We start from the raw sequence: 22,735 nt of genomic DNA, 5'->3' as shown, positions 1-22,735 counted from the left end.
CATCTCCCCCTTACTTATGAATACGAACTGACACATTCATTCCAGGAACAATATTTACTGATTTACTATGATCTAAAGAAATTTTAACTGGTACTACTTGTGTTACTTTCGTATAGTTCGCTGTTGCGTTGCTTGATGGTAACATAGAGAATGTATTCGCTGTTGTTAATCCAACTTGCTCTACTTTTCCTGATAACGTTGTATCTGGGTATGCATCTACATACACATCTACATCTTGACCTTTTTGTACATCGTCAACATCTGTTTCTTCAATGTTTGCTGTTACCCATAAATTGTTCATATCAAATGCATAAGCAATTGGGCTACCCGCTCCAACGAAAGCATTTGTTGTTGCATTTGATTGTACAACTGTTGCATTTTGTGGAATTGTTACATCTACTGTTTGTTCTCCATTTGCTGCCGCTACAGTAACAGCACCTAATTTATCATTTTCATTGTAATTCTTTCCTACTTCAGCTTTCCAGTCAGTTAATTTACCTGCTACTGGTGATGCAATCGGAATTACCTTTCCATCAATTTTTGCATTTTCTGTTTTCAAATAATTTTCCGCTTGATTGTAATAGTAATAACCGCCAATACCGCCGCCAACTAGTACAATTAATGTGATAATGTTGATAATCACCATTCTTCGAAACTGATTCATTGCATTCCTCTCCTTATATCGCATATAATTTTTTTCTAAACTATTTACGTCCTTATTGTTTAGATTGTTTAATTGTTAATTATATTAACTTTTAAACAAAAAAATCACACCATCTGCGGTGTAAATCGAAATTTATCTACCTGCGAGCGGTGCTGATTTCTGAAGGACTATCGTTTATAATTATAAATAATTATTTTGAATCTACAACCGACAATTTAAGTATGAAATGTTGCTTAAACAACAATATAATACCTATATGTTGTTTAAGTATAAAAAATTAAACGAGGGGAAGTAAAAATGTCTATTAAAAATACAAATGATCCACGTGTAAAGCGGACGAGACAACTCATACAGGATGCTTTTGTCGCTTTAGTAGGCGAAAAAGGATTTGATGATGTAACTGTTCAACATATTGCAGAACGTGCTCCCGTAAATCGTGCTACGTTTTATAGCCATTACCATGATAAATATGACCTATTAGACAAAAGCATCGAAGAAATGTTAGAGAAATTAACAGAAGTTATTAAGCCGAAAAATAGAAATAAAGAAGAGTTTCAACTTACATTTGATTCACCACATCCGACATTTTTGGCTTTGTTCGAACATATCGCAGAAAATGTGAACTTCTATAACGTTATGCTTGGTGATAAAGCCGCTGGAAACTACTCTTATAAAATGATGAAAACAATACAAACACATTTAACATTAAGCTTGTCTATTTCACAGCCAGATGATAAAGATCTTATGGTTCCTCGTGATATTTTAATTAGTTATGTGACAGGAGCTCATATCGGGATGATTATGTCATGGTTAAAAAGAGGGATGATTTATACCCCGCATTTTATGGCCATGCAATTAACTCGTTTAATTATTTTAGGAGCTCATACTGCTGCAGGATTAGAACGACCTTTTTAAAACATAAAAAAGCGAAGGAGAACCTCCTTCGCTTTTTCTATTAATTAAATGTAATGTTATGTACAGCCTCTTTATCAAGACGTTTAATAACTTCTACAATTAACTTCACTGCATTTTCATAGTCATCACGGTGTAACATTGCCGCATGAGAATGAATGTAGCGCGTTGCAATCGTAATTGCCATAGACGGAATACCATTTACAGCAATATGAATGGCACCTGCATCCGTTCCTCCGCCCGCTACTGAATCATATTGATACGGAATTTCTAATTCGTCAGCAACATCAACTACAAAGTCACGTAAACCAGTATGACCAATAACAGACGCATCATATAAAATAATCTGTGGTCCATCGCCCATTTTACTTTGCGCTTCTTTTGCCGTTACACCTGGCGTATCTCCAGCGATGCCAACATCTACTGCGAACGCGATATCTGGTTTAATATAATTCGCAGATGTTTTCGCGCCACGAAGGCCAACTTCTTCTTGTACAGTCCCTACGCCGTATACAACGTTTGGATGCTTTTCATCTTTTAACTGTTTTAATACGTCAATTGCAATTGCACAACCAATTCGGTTATCCCATGCTTTTGCAAGTAACATTTTTTCATTTTTCATCACTTGGAATTCAAAGTAAGGTACAACTTGATCTCCTGGTCGTACGCCCCACTCCATTGCCTCTTCTTGGCTAGAAGCACCAATATCGATGAACATGTCTTTAATTTCAACTGGCTTTTTACGCGCTTCTGGAGGTAAGATGTGCGGTGGTTTTGAACCAATTACACCTGTTACATCTCCTTTACGCGTTACAATTGTCACGCGCTGCGCAAGCATAACTTGTGACCACCAGCCACCAACCGTTTGGAAACGAAGGAAACCTTTGTCATCAATTTGCGTGATCATAAAGCCGACTTCATCTAAATGACCTGCAACCATAATTTTCGGGCCGTTTTCTTCCCCTACTTTTTTCGCAACTAAGCTTCCTAAATTATCAGTAGAAAGTTCGTCCGCAAACGGCTCAATATATTTCTTCATTACTTCGCGTGGTTCACGCTCGTTACCCGCAATACCACGTGCATCTGTTAATTCTTTTAGCATTGTCAATGTCGCGTCTAATTTTGTCATTGCCAACACCCTCCTTTTTCTTCAGTCACTTCATTATACAAAAGGAAATTGAAATATTCAAAAATTAAATCAGTATCCTTGTGTTTGACGCTGATGATTTACTTCATTTTTATCTAAATATGCCTTTTCAATCTCTTCTTGCTCAAACTCTAGCGCTTGTCCAAGTCGAAGATAGCTTGTAAATAATTCAATATAGTTCGTAATAGATGGTTGATCTGTAAAACGAATTACTTTCGCATATGTGTCTAAGAAAATTTCTACTTGTGTTTTATTCGTTTGTGCACATTTATAGAATAGGAAGTTTTTATCAATACCTAAATCAATTCCGATTGATAAAATAAAATGCAAGCCATCTACGTATTCTTCTAATATTACTTCACGTTCTGATGCTGGTTTGTTGCTCCAATATTTAAAACAACGTGTTTCATTTGCAAGTTCTCCAATTTCTACAAGAAGAGCTAACATTTTTTCTTTTAACAACTTTTTCGGTTGTAAATCATGCTCTTTCACAATACGGTCATCTAATTCTTTTTGTAATTTAAATAGTTGTAGTAAGTCCATTCTATTGTCCTCCTCCAACATCGCATTTTACGCAACAATGTTGTTTCATCTCAAAGTTCATTATTATTTTTCGTTTCTTATTAATAAGTCAGCCATTTATCTCTTTACAAAATAGCTTGTCCTTAATTTACAAATACGTTTCAATCATCACTATTAGATTGTTCACTCCGATTGGTGATAGTTAATCATTATCCGGGGATTGTCCACTGATAAAAAATTTATTTTATCTGATGAAAGTTCCATATCATCTTTCCATTATAGCAGTGTCGTTTCAGGTAGGAAAGATACTCTTCTTTCCAAAGGGGGATAATTGAAAAAAGCCAGGAGAATTCTCCTGGCTTCATATATATATTCTTCTATATCGCTATAGCTTTTATATTGATTTTGTCATATCGATAACGACATACTTCTCTTTGAATACAAATAAAAAAACCTTAGAAGAAAAATCTTCTAAGGTTTCAACTAATTAATTAGTTAATGTTGTTTTTTGCAACTGTTGCTAATTCAGCGAAAGCTTTTTCGTCATGAACAGCTAAGTCAGCAAGCATCTTGCGGTTAACTTCGATGCCAGCATTTTTAAGACCGTGCATTAAGCGGCTGTAAGAAAGACCATTCATACGAGCTGCTGCGTTGATACGTGTAATCCATAATTTACGGAAGTCACGTTTCTTTTGACGACGGTCACGGAATGCATACATTAGAGATTTCATAACCTGTTGGTTAGCAACCTTGAATAATGTACTCTTAGAACCGTAGTAACCTTTTGCTAATTTTATAACTTTTTTACGACGTTGACGAGTAACTGTACCACCTTTTACTCTTGGCATAATATTACCTCCTAATTGTTCTATATATCAGCCGAACTTATTTTAAGTTGTCAAGCATTTGACGAATGCGTTTGAAGTCACCAGCGCTTACTACACCAGCTTTACGTAGTTTACGTTTAGCTTTTGTAGATTTGTTAGCGAATAAATGGCTTGTGTAAGCGTGAGAACGTTTCAGTTTACCTGATCCAGTCTTTTTGAAACGCTTTGCAGAGCCGCGATGAGTTTTTTGTTTAGGCATAGGTATTTCCTCCTCTATCTATTACTTATCGTTTTTCGGTGCTAAAACTAAGAACATACTACGTCCTTCCATTTTAGGCTTAGATTCAATTGTACTAACTTCAGCACAAGCTTCTGAGAAGCGATCTAAAACACGTTGACCGATTTCTTTATGAGTAATGGCACGTCCTTTAAAGCGAATTGACGCTTTAACCTTGTCGCCTTTCTCTAAAAACTTGATAGCATTACGAAGTTTTGTGTTAAAGTCGTGTTCATCAATTGTTGGACTTAAACGAACTTCTTTCATGCTAATTACTTTTTGATTTTTGCGCTGTTCTTTTTCTTTCTTCTGTTGCTCAAAGCGGAATTTACCGTAGTCCATAATGCGGCATACTGGCGGTTTCGCATTTGGAGCAACTAATACTAAATCAAGATTAAGATTTGCAGCTAAGTCTAAAGCGTCATTACGAGACTTGATTCCAAGTTGATCGCCATTTGCACCAACTAAACGTACTTCACGTGCACGAATTTGCTCGTTAATCATCATATCCTTGCTAATAGTAAGCCACCTCCAAGGTTTTTTCAGAACATCTTTTGTAGTCATAGAACCCGACAAAAAAAGTGCGGGCATACGACACCCACACTTGTAAATTCTTAAGTAAGAAATACATTTACCTGTAAACTGCGAATGCGTCCATCAGGTGAGAAGCGGGTGCTTCTACTTTTTCCACAAAACAATATTCTATTATCCTTGATGAGTTTATCATAGGACATGACGTCTGTCAAGAAGACGCGATGTGTTTTACTAACAACAAGAAATATTGTAACAAACAACTAACATACTTGCAATACTTTTTTATGATAAGTATTGTTTGGTTATTTTTTCTAGTTTTTCTTTTTTATAATACATACGAAAGCCGCGGTATACCGCGGCTCTGTCTTATCGTTTTCCTTCTACTTTAATCATATCAACAAAAGCATCTAATGCAATTGTTTCTGATTTTTGTTCACCATATTTACGTACGTTTACGCCGTTTTCAGTTACTTCATTGTCACCTACTACAAGCATGTACGGAATTTTTTGCATTTGTGCTTCACGGATTTTGTAACCAATTTTCTCTTCGCGAGTATCTAATTCAACACGGATACCAGCACGTCGTAATTCATCTTGTACTTTCTTCGCATAGTCTAAATGTACTTGCGGAGAAACTGGAATTACTTGCGCTTGAACTGGAGCTAACCAAGTTGGGAATGCACCTTTGTATTCTTCAATTAAGAAGGCTACGAAACGTTCCATAGTTGATACAACACCACGGTGAATTACAACTGGACGATGTTGTTTACCGTCTTCACCAACGTAAGATAATTCAAAGCGTTCTGGAAGTAAGAAGTCTAATTGTACAGTTGAAAGTGTTTCGTCTTTTCCAAGAGCAGTACGAACTTGAACGTCAAGTTTTGGACCGTAGAATGCCGCTTCACCTTCAGCTTCATAGTAATCAAGACCCATTTCATCCATAGCTTCTTTTAACATACCTTGTGCTTTTTCCCACATTTCATCATCAGCATAGTACTTTTTAGTATCAGCTGGGTCACGATAAGATAGACGGAATGAATAGTTCTCTAAACCGAAATCTTTGTACACTTCTAGAGTTAAGTTTACAACACGTTTTAACTCTTCTTTAATTTGATCTGGGCGAACGAAAATGTGCGCATCGTTTAAAGTCATTCCGCGTACACGTTGTAATCCAGATAATGCTCCAGACATTTCATAGCGGTGCATTGTTCCAAGTTCCGCAATACGGATTGGTAATTCACGGTAGCTGTGAATATCATTTTTATAAACCATCATGTGGTGAGGGCAGTTCATCGGACGAAGAACTAACTCTTCATTATCCATTTCCATTGATGGGAACATACCATCACGGTAGTGATTCCAGTGACCAGAAGTTTCATAAAGCTCTCTGCTTCCTAGTACTGGAGTGTATACGTGATCATAGCCTAAGCTTGCTTCTTTATCAACGATGTAACGCTCGATAATGCGGCGGATAGTTGCACCTTTTGGTAACCAAAGTGGTAAACCTTGTCCTACTTTTTGGCTATTAGTAAATAGTTTTAATTCTTTACCTAATTTACGGTGATCGCGCTCTTTCGCTTCTTCAAGCATACGTAAGTGCTCATCTAATTCTGCTTTCTTAACGAATGCAGTACCGTAAATACGTTGTAGCATTTTATTATTGCTATCGCCGCGCCAGTAAGCACCTGCAACGCTTAATAATTTAAATACTTTAATTTTCCCTGTAGATGGAAGGTGAACACCACGGCAAAGGTCGAAGAATTCGCCTTGCTCATAGATTGAAATAACTGCATCTTCTGGAAGGTCGTTAATTAAATCTAATTTTAACTCATCGCCGATTTCTTCAAAGCGACGAAGTGCTTCTGCACGTGGCACTTCATGACGAACGATTTCTAAGTTCTCGTTCACAATTTTTTGCATTTCTTTTTCGATTTTCTTGAAGTCTTCAACTGTAATTGCTTCTTCCATATCAATATCGTAGTAGAAGCCATTTTCAATTACTGGACCAATGCCAAGCTCAAGCTTAGCATCTTTATATAAACGTTTTAACGCTTGTGCTAATAGGTGGGCTGTTGAATGGCGTAAAATGTATAAGCCATCTTCAGAATCTAATGTAATAATAGAAACTGCACCATCTTCTTCGATTGGTGTAACAAGATCGATCATCTCATCGTTTAATTTTCCAGCCACAGCTTTTTTCTTTAAGCCTGGGCTAATAGAAGCTGCGATTTCTTCAGTTGTTACGCCTTTTGGAAACTCCTTCACAGCTCCATCAGGGAAAGTAATTTTAACTACATCTGCCATCACTGGTCACTCCTCTTTTTTTCAAAATAAAAAACACTCATCCCGTAAAAAGGGACGAGTGTTGAATTCGTGGTTCCACCCTTGTTCCAATTAACATTATTGTTAATTGCTCAAGTTCAACATAACGGTGTTGTCCGTTAGCAATTACTAGGAAAAACCGTTCACTGCTAAAGTTTAGAGGTGGTAAGTAATAATCCCGTACTAGGAAGCTCACACCCTAAGGCTTCCCTCTCTGAAAATCGTAGAAAACTACTCATGTCCTCATCATGACATTTCAATATATTTCATTTATGTAGGTAATTATATGCTCAAAAACTTAGAAAATCAAGGGCGTTACCTTTATTTTTTAAATTTTTCACATTGCGCTCAAACTCATGTAATCCATGTAATTGGACCCGTTCTTGAAATACATTTCGCAAAGTAATAATCATATTATGGTCTTGTTCTTTCGTATATAAATAAATTTTTTTCGGCGAAATAGAAAGAAGTGGTGCAATTACTTTCGTATCAATATATACATCCTTTTGCTTCAATAATTCCTCATCTATATATTGGACCAATTTCTCCTGTTTTAAACGTCTACCTTTATCATCATAGAAAATAAAGCTTTCATCAAAAATAAGATGCACACAGGACAAACGTGATTTTCGGCTACGCACTTGTTGCCTTAGCGTCTCAATAAACATTTGATATTCTTGTTCCAACTTATACTCATCAATCGACACTTCAGCAAGCTTAGCTACCATTTCCCTATATGTACGAAGGCGAAAACGAACATATGATGAAAACGAGAACGAAAGCGGATCACAAAGCCAGTTATTTAAAGAGGATTTAATATATGATTCAAATGTGTGACGTGTTAATTCTCGAGCAATCTCTTTTCTTCTTCCCTTTAAAATCTCTTGTGCCATATGCAATATTTGATGACACTCTTCCTCTTCTTCATAAAAAAACTTCTCTTTTAAGATTGTATAAATCCACTCATTTTGCTTTACATTCACAATGAAATATACCATTACCGGCAATAAAATCTTTTCAATATAATTCGATTCACATACTGGTATATGAATCACCACTTTTTGTTCCTCTAAATACACACTCGTTTCCTTATATAACAGTTCCGCTCTTTTCAATAGTTGTCTATATACATGCATAGCATCATTTTTTTCTTCGAAGCAAATTTCAATCACTTTTGTCCCCCCTTTTATCCCTGCTCTAAAGGATTGTATCTATACGTTACAAATCCTATAAGAGTCCGTCCCGTGGAAGTTCACTCTTAGTAGAATTACATTTCCTATCGTTAGAAAATCCACTCAATATGGCTTGCTAATTTTATATATATTAAGGGAGGGAGAAAAAAATGATACAAGCTACAATGAATTTTCTATAAGAAGTTTTTCGTTTTACAATTCACCTATTCTGAAAAGTGTTCAAAACGAAAAAAGAGCAAGCTTTTCAGCTTACTCTTTACTTATGACGTCGGTTTTTCCCGCCAATCGGAATTGGCTTCGCTAAATATTTAATTCGTTCCATAATACGTGCTGCTTTCATTTGTTCTGCTTCACCACGCTGTGTATACGTTAAATGATGTTCCAATTCCTTGAAATCAAAGTTAGACGTAAAGAACGTCGGTAAGTTTTCTAACATACGGAATTGCAAAATTGCGCCAAGCACATCGTCACGCACAAAGCTTGACATCGCTTCTGCTCCGATATCATCTAGCATTAAAACTTGTACGCGTTTCACCGCATCAATCTTTTCCCCAATCGAATTATCTTGAATCGAACTTTTAATTTCACGTAGAAATTCAGGAAAGTATACGAGCATCGAACTTATTTTCTTTTGAGCAAGCTCATTCGCCATTGCTCCTAACAAATACGTTTTCCCTACACCAAATTTACCGTACAAATATAAACCTTGTACTTTTTTACCAGGTTCATATGTACTTAAAAATTCATTAGCAGCACCAATTGCATCAATACGCGCATCTAAATCTGAAGGATCTAAGTTTTCCATCGTTGCCTGTAAAATGTCAGTTGGCATATATACACTTTGAACGAGTTTTTCATATTTCTTTCTCTCGTCATATGCTACTTTTCTAACGCAACGATCGTATTGAATATCAATCATCTTCCCTTGGATAACGAGCTTTGGCTCATATCCTTGCAGCATGTTTTTACACGAACCTAGATCCGGACAATCTACGCAACCTACACTTTGTCCAATATATTCGTATAACTTCACAAGGCTACGCTCAATCATAGAAGTTGTTACTTCACCTTGATGTTCGTCTATAAATTCTTTCACACGCGGATGTGCCATTACTTCCGCCTTTAATACTTCATATCTATTTTTAAAATTTTTATTTTCCATTAACTTTGCAAATGAATTTTGAATATGCTCCATTTTCTCACCTCAAAGAGCGTTCATTCTCTTCTATTAATCACGCTTATATTTTTTTAACACTTCTTCTAGTCGTTTTCGTTCATCATCTAACGTACTTGCATCTTTTTTCTTACTTACATCTTTCTTCACTGTTTCTTTCTCTTGTTCTTTCGGCTCTTCTTTCAGCCAATCTGGTACCATTTCTTTTCTTATCGTTTTCTTCGACGTACGGCCTTTTTTCTTCGTCTCAGCCCATTCTTGATATTGACGATTTTCTTCTTTCGCTAATGCCATTGCTTCAGCTACTGTACCGACCTTTTTACGTGCCCAATGCCCAGCAATTTTCTCCACATACGTTTTCGCAAGCTTCATATCTGAGCGTAGCATAACGTAATAAATAAGTACATTCACAACACCTGGCGTTAATTTTTGGTTGATCATTACATCTTCAACGATCTGCAAGTCAGCCTTTGTCGCCTCTGCACCACCAGAGATTTCTTTTAATAGTTGTTTTGGTGAGATTTCCTCTAACTGTTTTATTAACATCTCTTCTTGCGTAGAAGGCTCTTTCCCTTCCATCATACGTGCAGCGTGAGGTTGTACTCTTTCACTTAATACAGGTAACGCTTGACCATTTTCGAACTGATACCAATCACGTGCTCCTTTTCTAAGCCTTTCGATATCAATTGTCTGCATCTCTGTCACCGTACCAAGAACGATATTTTGCATCGATAACACATCTACATCGTACACGTAAGCAAGTGTACTGACACATTCTCGCACTTGATCTGTAATCGCCTTTTTAGGGACAAGAGCGGACAAGCCATCTACAAATAAGGAGAAATCAAAGAAATCATTCCAAACTTTTGGAGCGTCTCCCTTCTCGTTACTTGGCATAGCTGTCGTTTTTGGAATACGAAGATCTTCTTGCGCATGCTCAAGCTGTCCTGGATTAAACGAACCAAACACATCATTGAAAGAACGCGTAACATTTTCATAAGAAGCAAAATCAAATTCTTCTTCTAAGAAATATTGCTTTACTTGATTATATTTTGTCCGACTCAATCGATTGTATAAAAAGATGCTTAACACAATATCATCAAAAAACTGCTTCGGAGATAAAGGTGGTTGCAATTCGTATATAAACATTCGAATATCTTTTTCTTTCTTAATATATACTTTCAAAAGCCCAATTGCTTCTAACTTTACTCGTTCCTCATATATTTCGGGAAGCTGCATTTGCATGGTCACCATAAGGGAATGATGTGTATTCTCTTTTCCAAACACACGATCTTGCTCTAACTCTCCCCATAGCGTCATGTACAAGCTAAAAGCTCTACTACCTATTAACGGCTGATACAACATCGTTAACACTTTTCGGTCGTAATTATGCAGTAACCCTTTCGCACTTACTTTATAACGATCAATTGGCAATAGCTCCATCCATGACTGTTTTTCCATTCTTGCTTTTCCTTTCTCTCATCCAATCTATCCTCTACTTCATTCGTTCTATCTTCATTATATAATTGCTTAGCGAAAAAGAGCTATTAGCTTTCGCTTCTAGCTCTCTTATCTCATTACTTACGGTATGTAAAGAGAATAAAATACAACTTCTACTCTCTTTCTTTTTGCAGTATATCTTTTAATTCTTCAATAAATACATTTAAATCTTTAAATTGGCGATATACAGAAGCAAAACGCACGTAAGCAACATCATCAATATCACGCAGTTCTTCCATAACAATTTCACCAATCATATCACTTTTCACTTCTGATATACCTAAATTACGAAGTTCACGTTCCACACTTTGAGTTACTTCTTCTAATTGTCTTAAAGATACTGGCCTTTTTTCGCACGCTTTAATTAAGCCGCGCAAAATCTTTTCTTTATTAAACTCTTCTCGTGTACCTTCTTTTTTTACAACGATAAGAGGTGACTCTTCTACTCTTTCAAATGTCGTAAAGCGACTTAAACAGCTTTCACACTCTCTCCTTCTTCGAATAGAGCGCCCCTCGTCTACCGGACGCGAATCTAACACTCTTGTACCATTATGAGAACAGGATGGACAACGCAATATATTCACTCCTTTACACTATACTCTTTATTTTTTCTCTACTTACTTCATCTGACAATATATATACAATATTATATAACTCATTCTAACTCTCTTACCACTTTAAGTTTAAACACATTATTTTATCATCTCGTTTTCAAAAATAAGATGGTAGATGGAGTGCTAACTTATTCGTAAGAGCTCAATTTATCTCACTAACGAGTACGTTATATTTTTCCTTTTTTATAAACTAAAAAAGAGGTGCATTATACACCTCTTTACATTTTAAATCAATTATGTTCTTTTTTAAAGAGCTTTTGTTTCTCTCTGCTTAATTTCGAAGCTACCAGTGCCTCGAGGAAGCTCGATGCTCTCACGCGTTTTCGCGTTTAAACCTTCTGCAATATATTCTGCAGCAACATTTGGATCAATACGATCCCCACAAGTATAAACATCAATACTTGCGTAACCGTGCTCCGGAAAGCTATGAATTGTTAAATGTGATTCCGAGATAATTACTACTCCACTTACACCTTGTGGTGCAAATTTATGGAAAGCAACCTCACGCACTTCAGCACCAGCTCTCAGTGCTGCATCCACAAATAATTGTTCAATATACGGCATGTCATTAAGCTTGTCGAAATCGCAATCCCAAAGTTCAGCGATTACGTGACGACCCATCGTATCCATAGTATCCATTCTACAGTTCCCCCTTGTAAATTTATTCTAACTGTTCGAATTGAAAACTAATTTGCAATTTGGCTTGCTCCACTACCACGGGGGAAAGTTAGTCCAGAGAGGTCCTAACCCTTTAAGTAGTGACTACGTACCTCAGCTCTTAAGTTTACGAGTGTTAGTATACTTTGTTTATTTTCATTTTGCAACAACAGTTTTTTCGATTTTCTGTCATATTTTCCTCTTTACTTTTCCCTAAAAAAAATAAACGATTCACAAATACAGTAATCACAACGTTTCGTGGTATGTCCACTTTCAAAAATATACTTATATAATTTTTTTCCTTTTCAGAAAAAAATAAAAAAAAGAAGGCAAATATCCACTTGCCCTCTCCCTTATTCACTTAAATATGTTGCACATTTTTTTGTTTCGCTAATTCGTCAACAACTAACGTTACAAGATCTACAACACGACGAGAGTAGCCCCACTCGTTATCATACCAAGCAAGTACTTTCACTTTACGATCACCCATTACCATTGTAGATAAACCATCAATAATAGCTGAGTGTGTATTTGTATTAAAGTCAATAGATACTAAAGGCTCTTCGCTGAATTCTACAATGCCTTTTAACGCACCGTTTGCAACAGTTTTGAATGCTTCATTAATAGCTTCAACTGTCACATCACGCTTTACATCTACTACTAAGTCAACAAGAGACACGTTTGGCGTTGGTACACGAAGTGCCATACCATGAAGTTTTCCGTTTAAGTGCGGAAGAACTTTTGCAAGCGCTTTCGCAGCACCTGTCGTTGTCGGAATGATCGATTGTCCGCAAGCACGTGCTCTTCTTAAATCTTTATGTGGGTTATCAATATTTTTTTGGTCATTTGTATAAGCATGAACAGTTGTCATTAAACCGTTTTCAATTCCAAACTGCTCATCTAACACCTTAACAACAGGCGCTAAACAGTTTGTTGTGCAAGATGCATTTGAAATAACAGTATGTTTTGTAATATCTAATTGGTCTTCGTTCACACCAACTACAATTGTTACATCTTCATTTTTACCAGGCGCTGTTAAAATAACTTTTTTCGCTCCAGCTTCAACATGAAGAATTGCTTTTTCTTTTGAATTAAATTTACCAGTTGCTTCAATTACAACTTCAACACCTAGATCTGTCCAAGGCAATTCCTTTGGATCGCGGTTGTTTAAAAGGCGAATCATTTTCCCATCAACTAACAAGTGATCTTCAAATGCTTCTACTGTTCCGTCAAACTTGCCGTGAACTGTATCATATTTAATTAAATGTGCTAACGTTTCAGATGGATAGCTTGCATTGATTGCTACAATTTCGAATGCGCTTTCTTTTATTGCCTGACGAAATACCATTCTCCCAATACGTCCAAATCCATTAATTGCCACACGAGTCATAATATGTTATCCCCCTTGAATGCGTTATACTATTTATCTCCAATCCCAATAATAGTATAACACAAAAAGGGGATATGTCACTAAGCATTTTCATTAATTTCACAATTTTTTAGTCAATAATGTTCCAATTCTTTAAAATCACCTGTAATTGTGTTTTCGTTCCCATAATTGTGCCATCATTATTTATCACTTCATCTGCATTTTTCACTTTTTCTTCTAACGGCATTTGAGATTGAATACGAACTGTTGCTTCTTCTTCTGAAAAATTATTTCGTTTCATTAAACGTTCTAATTGCGTATGTGGCTTAACCGCTACAACTAAAACGCGGTCAACGAGACTTGTTAATTTGCTTTCAAATAAGAGAGGTATATCTAACACAACCGCTTGTATACCTTCCTTTATGTACTTTTCCTTTTGTGTATTCATTTCCTCACGAACTGCAGGATGAACGATTTTATTTAACTGCAATCGTTTTTCTTCATTATAGAAAACGACACTTCCTAATTTCGGGCGATCCAATTCTCCATCTTCTTGTAATACTTCCGTTCCAAACACTTCTACAATTTTGTTATATGCTGGTTTTCCTCGTTCTACAACTTCTCGCGCAATAATATCTGCATCAATAACTGGTATACTCAGTTCACGAAACATTTGAGACACTGTACTTTTTCCACTTGCAATGCCTCCCGTTAATCCAATTACTACTGTCATCATAATCCTCCTCACAATATAAAAGGCGCGAAACTAATGTTCCACGCCCATACTTACATTTTCCAAATTCCAATAATAATGAGTAATACCCCAGGCAGGAATGTAAATTTTTGTAACCATTTCATATTCGATAAAACCGTTCCAAGTTTCATTCCAATAAATAAAAACAAAGAACTCATAACCGCAACCAATATTGCCATCATAGCGGGCGCATAACCTAATAAAGATGCACCAATTCCAGCACCGAACGAATCTATAGAAAGAGCGATACCAAGAAGTAACGCTTCTCCTGCAGAAATGGTGCCTGATTTATCAAAATCTGCAACAGTCGGTTTCCGTAAAATTTGAATCACTAGCCCGAGCGAAGCAATTTCTAATTTCCAAACCTTCTCCTCTTGCTTTGGTTCTTCTTTTTTCTCACTTCGAAAAAATTGGTATAATACCCAAATTCCTATTCCAATAAGAACAAGCCCACCGATACGCGTTGCGATAACAGGTGAAAATATTTTCGCGATCATATGTCCAACTCCCATTGAAACAAGCATAACAGCCGCTGAACACATTCCGATAATTATAATTGATCTTAGTGGAATTCTTACGCTTCTTAAACCATATGTTAGCCCTACACTACAGCTATCTAAGCTTAATGTAAAAGCTAATAAAATAAGAGATAAATAAAGGTACATCGGTAAGCTCCTCCCTTATACATAGCCCTGCTGTATGTATATGACAAATGCCTATCCGATGTTATCTCTTTTCTATATTCTCGGCTGACAAATCGGGCAGTAATGCGTTCCTCTTCCGCCAACAACTGTTTTTTCTAATATCGTACCGCAAGTCACACATGGTTCTCCTTTTTTTCCGTATACATTTAGAAGTTCTTGGAATGAGCCAATTTGCCCTTGCGAATTCATATACGTTCGAATTGTACTTCCGCCTCGCTTCACTGCTTCACCTAACGTTGTAACAGTCGCCTCGTAAATTCGTTCAATTTCTTCTGCTGTTAAAGACGAAGCTTCTCGTTCCGGATGAATTTGAGAACGGAATAAAACTTCATCTACATATATATTTCCAAGCCCTACTAAAAGACGCTGGTCTAATAATACGACTTTTATTTTACGATTGGTCTTTTGCAATCTTTCTTGTAAATACTGCGGTGTCAATTCAGCATCAAACGGCTCCGGACCTAAGTCAGCAAGAGGCATTTGATTCAATTCTTCACCTTTCTTAAAGAGATGCATCGTACCAAACTTTCTCACATCTTTATAATGTAGTTCAGTTCCATCTGTAAATAAGAAACGGACGTGTGTATGCTTATCAATTGGCTCGTCCTCTTGATGCAGTAAAAACTTACCTTCCATACGCAAATGTGAAACAATAACATAATTCGTTACATATAAAAGCAAAAACTTTCCTCTTCGCTTTATATTTTCAATCTTTTCGCCTCTTAGCATTTCTTTAAAGATTTCTGCATCATCCGGACGTTTTACTATTTTTGGATAGGTAACAATAACATCTTCAATTGTTTTTCCTGTCACAAGATTTTCAAGTGTCCGTCTGACGTTTTCAACCTCTGGTAATTCAGGCATTTCATCACTTCCTTATTTTGCGTCGTACCAAGTTGGACCGTAAGAATAATCAACTTTCAGCGGAACTGCGAGTTCAATTGCATGCTCCATTACTTCTGGTACAAGCTTCTCTAATTTTTCAATTTCTTCTTTTGGCGCTTCAAATATCAATTCATCGTGTACTTGCAGAAGTAGACGCGCCTGTAATCCTTCTTCTTCTAGACGGTCTGCCATAATAATCATCGCTTTTTTAATAATATCTGCTGCAGTCCCTTGAATTGGTGTATTCATAGCCGTACGCTCAGCAAAGCTACGTAAATTGAAATTACGACTCGTAATTTCCGGAATATAACGGCGGCGATTTAATAATGTAGCCACATATCCTTTTTGTTTCGCATCTTTTACGATGTCACTCATGTATTCTTGTACACCAGGGAAACTTTCTAAATACTTTTCAATAAATTCCGCTGCTGCTTTTCTTGTAATTCCTAAGTTTTGTGAAAGACCATAATCACTAATACCATACACAATTCCGAAATTAACAGCTTTCGCTTGTCGTCTCATATTCGAAGTTACTTCATCTTTTTCAACGCCAAATACATCCATCGCTGTTTTCGTATGAATATCCATATCATGTTGGAACGCTTCAACTAGCCCTTTATCATTTGCAATATGAGCTAATACGCGAAGTTCAATTTGTGAATAATCTGCCGCGTACATAATCCATCCTTCTTCTGATGGAACAAATGCCTGACGAATCTTTCTTCCTTCTTCTAATCGAATCGGGATATTTTGCAAGTTCGGATCCGTTGAACTTAATCGACCTGTTTGCGTTAATACTTGATTGAAACGAGTATGGATTTTAGATGAATCTTCATGTACAACTTTTAATAAACCTTCAATATAAGTTGAATTTAGTTTCCCTAATTGACGATAATGTAAAATGTTTGGAATGATTTCATGGCGATCCATAAGCTTTTCTAGTACATCAGCTGACGTAGAATAGCCTGTTTTCGTCTTTTTAATAACTGGTAAGTTTAAGTTCTCAAACAGAATAACACCAAGCTGCTTCGGTGAATTAATATTAAATTCTGTTCCCGCAAGCTTATAAATTTCCTGTTCCATTTCCTTTAATCTACCTGCAAGTTCTTCTCCCATATTACGAAGACGCTCCGTATCAACTTTTACACCTTTTACTTCCATATCAGCTAATACACGCGCAAGTGGTAATTCTAACTCTGTAAACAGTTCATATTGCTCATTCTTTTGTAACTCTTCTACGAATGTTTGCTTTACATCATATAATACGTGCACTTTACGAGCTACATGCTCCGCTACTACTTCTAGCTCTGGAACAGCACGCTTCGCACCTTTTCCGTAAACTTCTTCATCAGATTTCACAGCATGTGTTTCTTTCATTTTTGCTACAGTACGGAAATCTTTATCCGTATCAGCCGGGTCAAGTAAATAAGCAGCGATTAATAGATCAAAGTCAATCCCTTGCATATCTATCCCGTTCCATTTAAGTGCAACGATTGCGCGCTTCGCATCAAAGGTATACTTTCTCATTTCTCCATCTGCAAGCCACTCTTTAAAAGCGTCTGACTTAAGAGCAATGTCTGTTTGAATAAAGTAACAGCCATTTTCATTTTGAATACCAAAACCTTGAATGTCTGCTCTATGATAGTTATCTTCTTGTACTTCAACAATAAGCGCACTATCTTGCACTAGCATTTCTTCTGAAACTTCTTCCACAATATCAAATGTAATATCATCTAATTCAGCTGGAGTCGTTTCTTCTGGCGTAACACCTAATTTATTTAAAAGGGATGTAAATCCTAAATTCTCGAACATTGGAATCACATCACTTGCTTCATACCCTTTATACTCCATATCATCCACATGCACTGTAATCGGTGCATCTGTAATGATAGTTGCAAGATCTTTACTCATAAGAGCTTGGTCTTTATTTGCTTCTAGCTTTTCTTTTAATTTCTTCCCGCTTACTTGATCTATATTTTCATACACTGCCTCGACCGTTTCAAACTGTGTTAACAATTTAATCGCAGTTTTTTCACCAACTCCTGGTACACCTGGAATATTATCTGACTGGTCTCCCATTAAACCTTTCATATCGATAATTTGCTTTGGTGATAAGCTGTATTTCTCAAATAAAGCTTCTTTCGTATATTCATCCACTTCTGTAATCCCTTTGCGAGGAATACATACGAGTGTATTATCTGAAACAAGTTGCAGTAAGTCTTTATCTCCTGAAATAACTTTTACATGAAACCCTTGTTCACTCGCTTCTTTCGCTAACGTCCCCATAATGTCATCCGCTTCATAATTTTCTAATTCATAACGCGGTACGTTGAATGCATCAAGCATCTCACGAATAAACGGGAATTGCTCTGATAATTCAGGTGGAGTCTTTTGACGTCCTCCTTTATACTCACTATACGTTTTATGACGGAATGTCGTTTTACCCGCATCAAACGCTACTAACATATGCGTCGGTTTTTCTTCCTCTAATATTCTCATTAACATCATTGTAAAACCGTAAATTGCGTTCGTATGTATACCTTTGTCGTTATTTAAAAGCGGTAGTGCAAAGAAAGCACGATACGCGATATTATTACCATCTACTAATACGACCTTTTTTTCCAAACCAGAAACCTCCCCATACAAATTTGAAATAATTTTTTTCACAGAAAAAAACCGTTCCTTTCCTCTCTCTATATTAACATGACTAATAGAGAGAAGAAAAATAACGGCTATTTTCTATCATATATACAAACGTTTACTAACATAAAAGGGAAGTGACGAGAACAGCATAACTATTCTCGTCCAAAATTACTCCTTGGATGAAGGGGTTTTCATGTATTATATTAACAGACCTTTATTAATATTTAATTAAGCCATTGTTAATATATTGTAAACATCCTTCATCCTATTTTTCAGTTGCTGATTTTGGTAAAACAACTGTAAATGTTGTCCCTTCCCCAACTTCACTATCCACTGTAATCGTACCGTGATGTGCCTCAACTAAATGCTTTACAATCGATAATCCAAGGCCTGTACCACCAGTATTTCTACTTCTCGCTTTATCCACTCGGTAAAAGCGTTCAAAAATACGCGGAATTTCATCTTTACTAATACCAATTCCGGTATCCGATACTTTTATATAAGCATTATATTTATCTTCTGCTAATTCTACAGAAACAACGCCTCCAGCCGGCGTATATACGATTGCGTTATTCATTAAATTAATAAAGATTTGCTTCAAACGACTTGGATCTCCAATGACCGAGACTCCTTTTAGCGCATTTACTTGTAAAGAAATTTCTTTTTCTCCTGCTTTGTTATCAAGCACCATATGAATGTCTTCAAGAAGTCCCTTCATATCAACGGTCCCCATACTCAATTTAAATCCTTGTTGCTCAATCTTTGATAAATCTAATAAATCTTCAATTAACCCTTGCATGCGTTCACTTTCTTTTAAAATAATGTGCAAGAAATGTTCGCAGAATTTTTTATTATCCATCGCTCCATCCAAGAGCGTTTCTGAAAAACCTTTAATAGAAGTAATCGGTGTCTTTAGTTCATGAGAAACATTCGCTAAAAAGTCTTTTCTCATTTGTTCTAATTTCTTTAGCTCAGTAATGTCATGGAATACAAGGACAATCCCTTTCCATTCATGGTTCGTCCCGATAATCGGTGCTCCATATACTTCGAAATGCTTTCGCTCAATTCCAAGCGGCAATAACATTTGTTTACGCACTTTCACTTCTGTCATAAAGATTTCTTCCACGAGCTCTATAATTTCTGTATGATGAAACGACTCATAATATAAACGATCTAAATATTCTTCATCTGTTACGTGGAAAGTCTCCTTATACGAACGGTTTACAAGGTTTATATAACCGCGACTATCAATTAAAATCATTCCGCTTCCCATATTTTCAATTAACGTATGCAGACGATCTTGTTGCATTTCTTGCTCAAGTGTCATCTCTTGTAAATTACGGGCTAAAATATTAATCGCTTTACTCAGCATTCCCGTTTCATCCGAATGACTCTCATAAGCGCGTGCTTTATAATTTCCCTTCGCTAATTCGATAGCAACTTTCGTAACGGATTCAATCGGCCTAATATATTGCCCTGTAATTTTCATACCTAAAAATACGACTACGAGACAAGCGATAACAAATCCGATAATTAATAATCCCCACGTTTTTTGATGAACAGATTTCAAAGGCTCAATTGTACTTTTTACCAAAATGTACCCTTGTTTTCCTGCTACATCTTGAACGAACACCGCATGGTAAAATTCATTATTCTGCTCTGTTTCTTTCGTAATGACTTTATTTCTTTGTTTCGTTGTTTCAGAAGTAAGTTCTTTAATTATCCCTTGGCTAAAAGCAGACTGTTCTCCTCCGCTATATTGAACTTTCTTTTTTTCATCTACAAATGCAATAGAAGCCTGTATTTTTTCTTCTAACTTTTCAAATACATATGGATTTTTTAAAACATCATCAAAACCCTGTTCTTCTGCTAATACCGCAACATACTCTGTCTCTTTTACCATTCTCTCTTTGGCATGATCTATATAGTAGTTTTCAAACACGGTTTCCAGTAATAAACCTAGTCCAACTAAAATAAAAACAATAAGAGAAACAAATGTAAAAAGAAGCCTGGAACGAAATTTATTCATCCCCTTTTGGCTCCTCTAATTTATATCCTAAACCACGTATCGTTTTAATGTACGTCGGTTTTTTCGTATTTTGTTCAATTTTATCGCGCAAATGGCTAATATGAACGTCAACAATTCGTGTATCACCAGCAAAATCATAGTTCCATACAGCACTTAATAATTGATCACGTGTCAACACGCGACTTTTATTTTTCGCAAGATAAACAAGTAGTTCAAATTCTTTTGGTGTTAATTCAAGCTTTCTTCCTTGGAAATAAGCCTCATAAAATTCCGGCAAAATTTTAAGTTCAGCAATTGTGATGCTTTCTTCATCTGACGCTTCTTTCACTTGTTCTTCTTGTTGTAATTTCGTGCGGCGCAAAATTGCCTTCACACGCGCAACAACTTCCCTTGGGCTAAATGGCTTCGTCATATAATCATCTGCCCCAAGTTCAAGACCTAGCACCTTATCAAATTCATCATCTTTTGCTGTTAACATTAAAATCGGCGTCATAACGCGCTGCAATCGTAATTCTTTACACACTTCCATACCATCCATTTTTGGAAGCATTAAATCTAATATAATTAAATCTGGGCGTTCTGTTGTCGCTTTTTGAAGCGCCATTTCTCCATCCATCGCTGTTATCACTTCAAACCCAGCTTGTTGTAGATTAAATTCAATTAAAGTTAAGATAAACTCCTCATCATCAACTACTAAAATACGATTGTTCATTCTTTTCCTCCAAGTTATAGACTTGAAACCTTCTTCATCCTAGTATTTTCCCCGTTATTCTCATCATACTAGAAAACAAGGTCCCTCTCAATATAATTGTCTATACATGGATTCAGATTGTGCTATTGTTATTACTCATTCACTCCAATTAACGTGTTGTTATCCATACTTTATACACTTCTATATCGTTATTAAACTCCACATTCGTATAAATATTAAATTCTCGATTTTGCGCTAACAAAAACGCAAGAGCATACGCTATTTTATAGTCTAGCGTTTCATATCCATCAAATACTCTTCCGTACATTTCATTCGCGACCCCGTCTGCCCACACTTCAGCTTCTCTTATCGTTTCAAAGATAACACCTTCTCTTTTCCACTTCATCTTAAAAATCACCCCTTTCATTGACTTCAATTACCAATAAATATATTATTTATTTAAATATACAAATAAATATGATTAGGAGACTATTATGCGAGTATTACTACCTATTTTAACTTTAGCAGTAACATGTTTCCTTACTTTTAACGTACCAAGCTGGGATACGATTAAAACAGGTTGTTCAGAATTTGCCGAAGGGTTTAAAGAAGGATTTTTCAACTAAAAATAGCGCTAGCCCCTTATAGTAAGGTATGCTAGCGCTATTCATATTTTCATGTTTTAAAAATTATCTAATGCTTTTTCCATAATAGAAACTGATTTAAAAGGCGGCGTTACTGTTAAGGAACCTTTTACAACCGTTTCTCCTTTTTCATCATGAGCAGATACAAGCATATCAATTGTATGTTCCTCCTCAGAAACAGCCACAACTTCAAAGTGGATTTGTAACGTTTCATAATGGTGAACATGCTTCACGAACGTAAGGTCCTTCCTAGTAATATGACTACCTGGACCTGGTAAATATTTCGTAACTGCCGTTGTAATCATTCCCGTTAGCATAATGCTTGGTACAATCGGCTTTTCATACGGAGTTTGGGATGCGTAATCATGCTGAATATATAATGGATTGGCATCATTCGTTAACCCTAAGTACAATAACAAATCTTTATCCTCAATTTTTTCAGTGATAGATAATTTCTCTCCTACTGTAATTTCATCCATTCTACGACCAATTTGAACTTTTTTCTTTAACATGTTACAACCCCCTCCGATTTTTTCACCTTATTATCCTACTAATAGCGATACCTGATCCGAAATTTACTATGATGAGGGCAATGTATAGTATAAATCTATAGTTTCATTATAGGATACACCAAATGATAGCGTTTTCATATTATTTCAAAAAAACATTTGAA

At 36.2% G+C, this 22,735-nt stretch carries 23 protein-coding genes and 2 other annotated features; of the genes, 2 read left to right on the top strand and 21 right to left on the bottom strand.

Going from position 1 to position 22,735, the window contains the following annotated elements; translation table 11 throughout:
- Positions 1-10: 10 nt before the first annotated feature.
- Entirely contained in the window at positions 11-664 is a 654-nt protein-coding gene (locus MNO09_RS06995) for an HlyD family secretion protein (protein WP_001071413.1), read from the bottom strand.
- Between the two features lie 297 nt (positions 665-961).
- Between MNO09_RS06995 and MNO09_RS06990 the strand changes: the two genes are divergently transcribed.
- Positions 962-1,579 (top strand): TetR/AcrR family transcriptional regulator, encoded by a 618-nt coding sequence (locus MNO09_RS06990; protein ID WP_000023655.1) that lies wholly within the window; start codon positions 962-964, stop codon positions 1,577-1,579.
- A 40-nt stretch (positions 1,580-1,619) separates the two neighbouring features.
- Here the strand turns inward: MNO09_RS06990 and MNO09_RS06985 are convergent, their stop codons facing one another.
- The 19 genes from MNO09_RS06985 to MNO09_RS06895 all read right to left on the bottom strand — a co-directional run bounded on the left by MNO09_RS06985 (position 1,620) and on the right by MNO09_RS06895 (position 21,824).
- Positions 1,620-2,705 (bottom strand): M42 family metallopeptidase, encoded by a 1,086-nt coding sequence (locus tag MNO09_RS06985; RefSeq protein WP_000163550.1) that lies wholly within the window; start codon positions 2,703-2,705, stop codon positions 1,620-1,622.
- 69 nt (positions 2,706-2,774) lie between these two features.
- Complete coding sequence (locus MNO09_RS06980; RefSeq protein WP_000365057.1) at positions 2,775-3,266, bottom strand: dUTP diphosphatase; 492 nt, start codon at positions 3,264-3,266, stop codon at positions 2,775-2,777.
- Positions 3,267-3,736: 470 nt separating this feature from the next.
- On the bottom strand, positions 3,737-4,093 hold the full coding sequence (gene rplT / locus MNO09_RS06975; protein ID WP_001138364.1) for a 50S ribosomal protein L20: 357 nt from the start codon (positions 4,091-4,093) through the stop codon (positions 3,737-3,739).
- Positions 4,094-4,130: 37 nt separating this feature from the next.
- Complete coding sequence (gene rpmI, locus MNO09_RS06970; RefSeq protein ID WP_001125946.1) at positions 4,131-4,331, bottom strand: 50S ribosomal protein L35; 201 nt, start codon at positions 4,329-4,331, stop codon at positions 4,131-4,133.
- A 21-nt stretch (positions 4,332-4,352) separates the two neighbouring features.
- Positions 4,353-4,856, bottom strand: coding sequence for a translation initiation factor IF-3 (infC, locus tag MNO09_RS06965; RefSeq protein WP_000973214.1), 504 nt, complete (start codon positions 4,854-4,856; stop codon positions 4,353-4,355).
- Positions 4,857-4,918: 62 nt separating this feature from the next.
- Positions 4,919-5,039 (bottom strand) — a sequence feature (ribosomal protein L20 leader region).
- 210 nt (positions 5,040-5,249) lie between these two features.
- Positions 5,250-7,187, bottom strand: coding sequence for a threonine--tRNA ligase (thrS, locus tag MNO09_RS06960; protein ID WP_000786074.1), 1,938 nt, complete (start codon positions 7,185-7,187; stop codon positions 5,250-5,252).
- A gap of 47 nt (positions 7,188-7,234) precedes the next feature.
- Positions 7,235-7,464 (bottom strand) — a binding site (T-box leader).
- A gap of 31 nt (positions 7,465-7,495) precedes the next feature.
- Positions 7,496-8,377, bottom strand: a complete 882-nt coding sequence (ytxC, locus tag MNO09_RS06955; protein ID WP_000569607.1) for a putative sporulation protein YtxC — start codon at positions 8,375-8,377, stop codon at positions 7,496-7,498.
- A gap of 277 nt (positions 8,378-8,654) precedes the next feature.
- Positions 8,655-9,593: a primosomal protein DnaI gene (gene dnaI, locus MNO09_RS06950; protein WP_000400116.1), complete on the bottom strand. Its 939-nt coding sequence runs from the start codon at positions 9,591-9,593 to the stop codon at positions 8,655-8,657.
- Between the two features lie 33 nt (positions 9,594-9,626).
- On the bottom strand, positions 9,627-11,033 hold the full coding sequence (locus MNO09_RS06945) for a replication initiation and membrane attachment family protein (RefSeq protein ID WP_000415023.1): 1,407 nt from the start codon (positions 11,031-11,033) through the stop codon (positions 9,627-9,629).
- Positions 11,034-11,185: 152 nt separating this feature from the next.
- A complete protein-coding gene (gene nrdR, locus MNO09_RS06940; protein ID WP_001203687.1) occupies positions 11,186-11,647 on the bottom strand; it encodes a transcriptional regulator NrdR in 462 nt (153 codons plus the stop codon).
- A 285-nt stretch (positions 11,648-11,932) separates the two neighbouring features.
- Positions 11,933-12,316, bottom strand: a complete 384-nt coding sequence (speD, locus tag MNO09_RS06935) for an adenosylmethionine decarboxylase (RefSeq protein WP_002003660.1) — start codon at positions 12,314-12,316, stop codon at positions 11,933-11,935.
- Between the two features lie 388 nt (positions 12,317-12,704).
- Positions 12,705-13,733, bottom strand: a complete 1,029-nt coding sequence (locus MNO09_RS06930; RefSeq protein ID WP_000198978.1) for a glyceraldehyde-3-phosphate dehydrogenase — start codon at positions 13,731-13,733, stop codon at positions 12,705-12,707.
- 109 nt (positions 13,734-13,842) lie between these two features.
- Positions 13,843-14,445 carry a dephospho-CoA kinase gene (gene coaE, locus MNO09_RS06925; RefSeq protein WP_070169143.1) on the bottom strand — a complete coding sequence of 201 codons (603 nt, stop codon included), beginning with the start codon at positions 14,443-14,445 and terminating at the stop codon, positions 13,843-13,845.
- A 53-nt stretch (positions 14,446-14,498) separates the two neighbouring features.
- Positions 14,499-15,131 carry a sporulation membrane protein YtaF gene (ytaF, locus tag MNO09_RS06920; RefSeq protein WP_000281748.1) on the bottom strand — a complete coding sequence of 211 codons (633 nt, stop codon included), beginning with the start codon at positions 15,129-15,131 and terminating at the stop codon, positions 14,499-14,501.
- A 72-nt stretch (positions 15,132-15,203) separates the two neighbouring features.
- A complete protein-coding gene (mutM, locus tag MNO09_RS06915; RefSeq protein WP_001114486.1) occupies positions 15,204-16,034 on the bottom strand; it encodes a DNA-formamidopyrimidine glycosylase in 831 nt (276 codons plus the stop codon).
- Positions 16,035-16,046: 12 nt separating this feature from the next.
- Positions 16,047-18,680, bottom strand: a complete 2,634-nt coding sequence (gene polA / locus MNO09_RS06910) for a DNA polymerase I (RefSeq protein WP_140399255.1) — start codon at positions 18,678-18,680, stop codon at positions 16,047-16,049.
- A 283-nt stretch (positions 18,681-18,963) separates the two neighbouring features.
- Positions 18,964-20,727 (bottom strand): sensory box histidine kinase PhoR, encoded by a 1,764-nt coding sequence (phoR, locus tag MNO09_RS06905; RefSeq protein ID WP_001032126.1) that lies wholly within the window; start codon positions 20,725-20,727, stop codon positions 18,964-18,966.
- Entirely contained in the window at positions 20,720-21,439 is a 720-nt protein-coding gene (gene phoP / locus MNO09_RS06900) for a two-component system response regulator PhoP (RefSeq protein WP_001065222.1), read from the bottom strand. The genes phoR and phoP overlap by 8 nt, the downstream gene beginning before the upstream one ends.
- Before the next feature lie 148 nt (positions 21,440-21,587).
- On the bottom strand, positions 21,588-21,824 hold the full coding sequence (locus tag MNO09_RS06895; RefSeq protein WP_000871421.1) for a hypothetical protein: 237 nt from the start codon (positions 21,822-21,824) through the stop codon (positions 21,588-21,590).
- Between the two features lie 88 nt (positions 21,825-21,912).
- Between MNO09_RS06895 and MNO09_RS06890 the strand changes: the two genes are divergently transcribed.
- Positions 21,913-22,044 (top strand): hypothetical protein, encoded by a 132-nt coding sequence (locus tag MNO09_RS06890; RefSeq protein ID WP_001265021.1) that lies wholly within the window; start codon positions 21,913-21,915, stop codon positions 22,042-22,044.
- A 56-nt stretch (positions 22,045-22,100) separates the two neighbouring features.
- Here the strand turns inward: MNO09_RS06890 and MNO09_RS06885 are convergent, their stop codons facing one another.
- A complete protein-coding gene (locus tag MNO09_RS06885; protein WP_000914190.1) occupies positions 22,101-22,574 on the bottom strand; it encodes a MaoC family dehydratase in 474 nt (157 codons plus the stop codon).
- Positions 22,575-22,735 lie beyond the last annotated feature (161 nt).

Origin of the sequence: Bacillus sp. N5-665 (genome assembly GCF_022637375.2) — a bacterium.
Classification (GTDB): domain Bacteria; phylum Bacillota; class Bacilli; order Bacillales; family Bacillaceae_G; genus Bacillus_A; species Bacillus_A wiedmannii.
The sequence above is the reverse complement of the archived record's forward strand: the minus strand, read 5'-3'. Positions and strand labels throughout refer to the sequence as shown.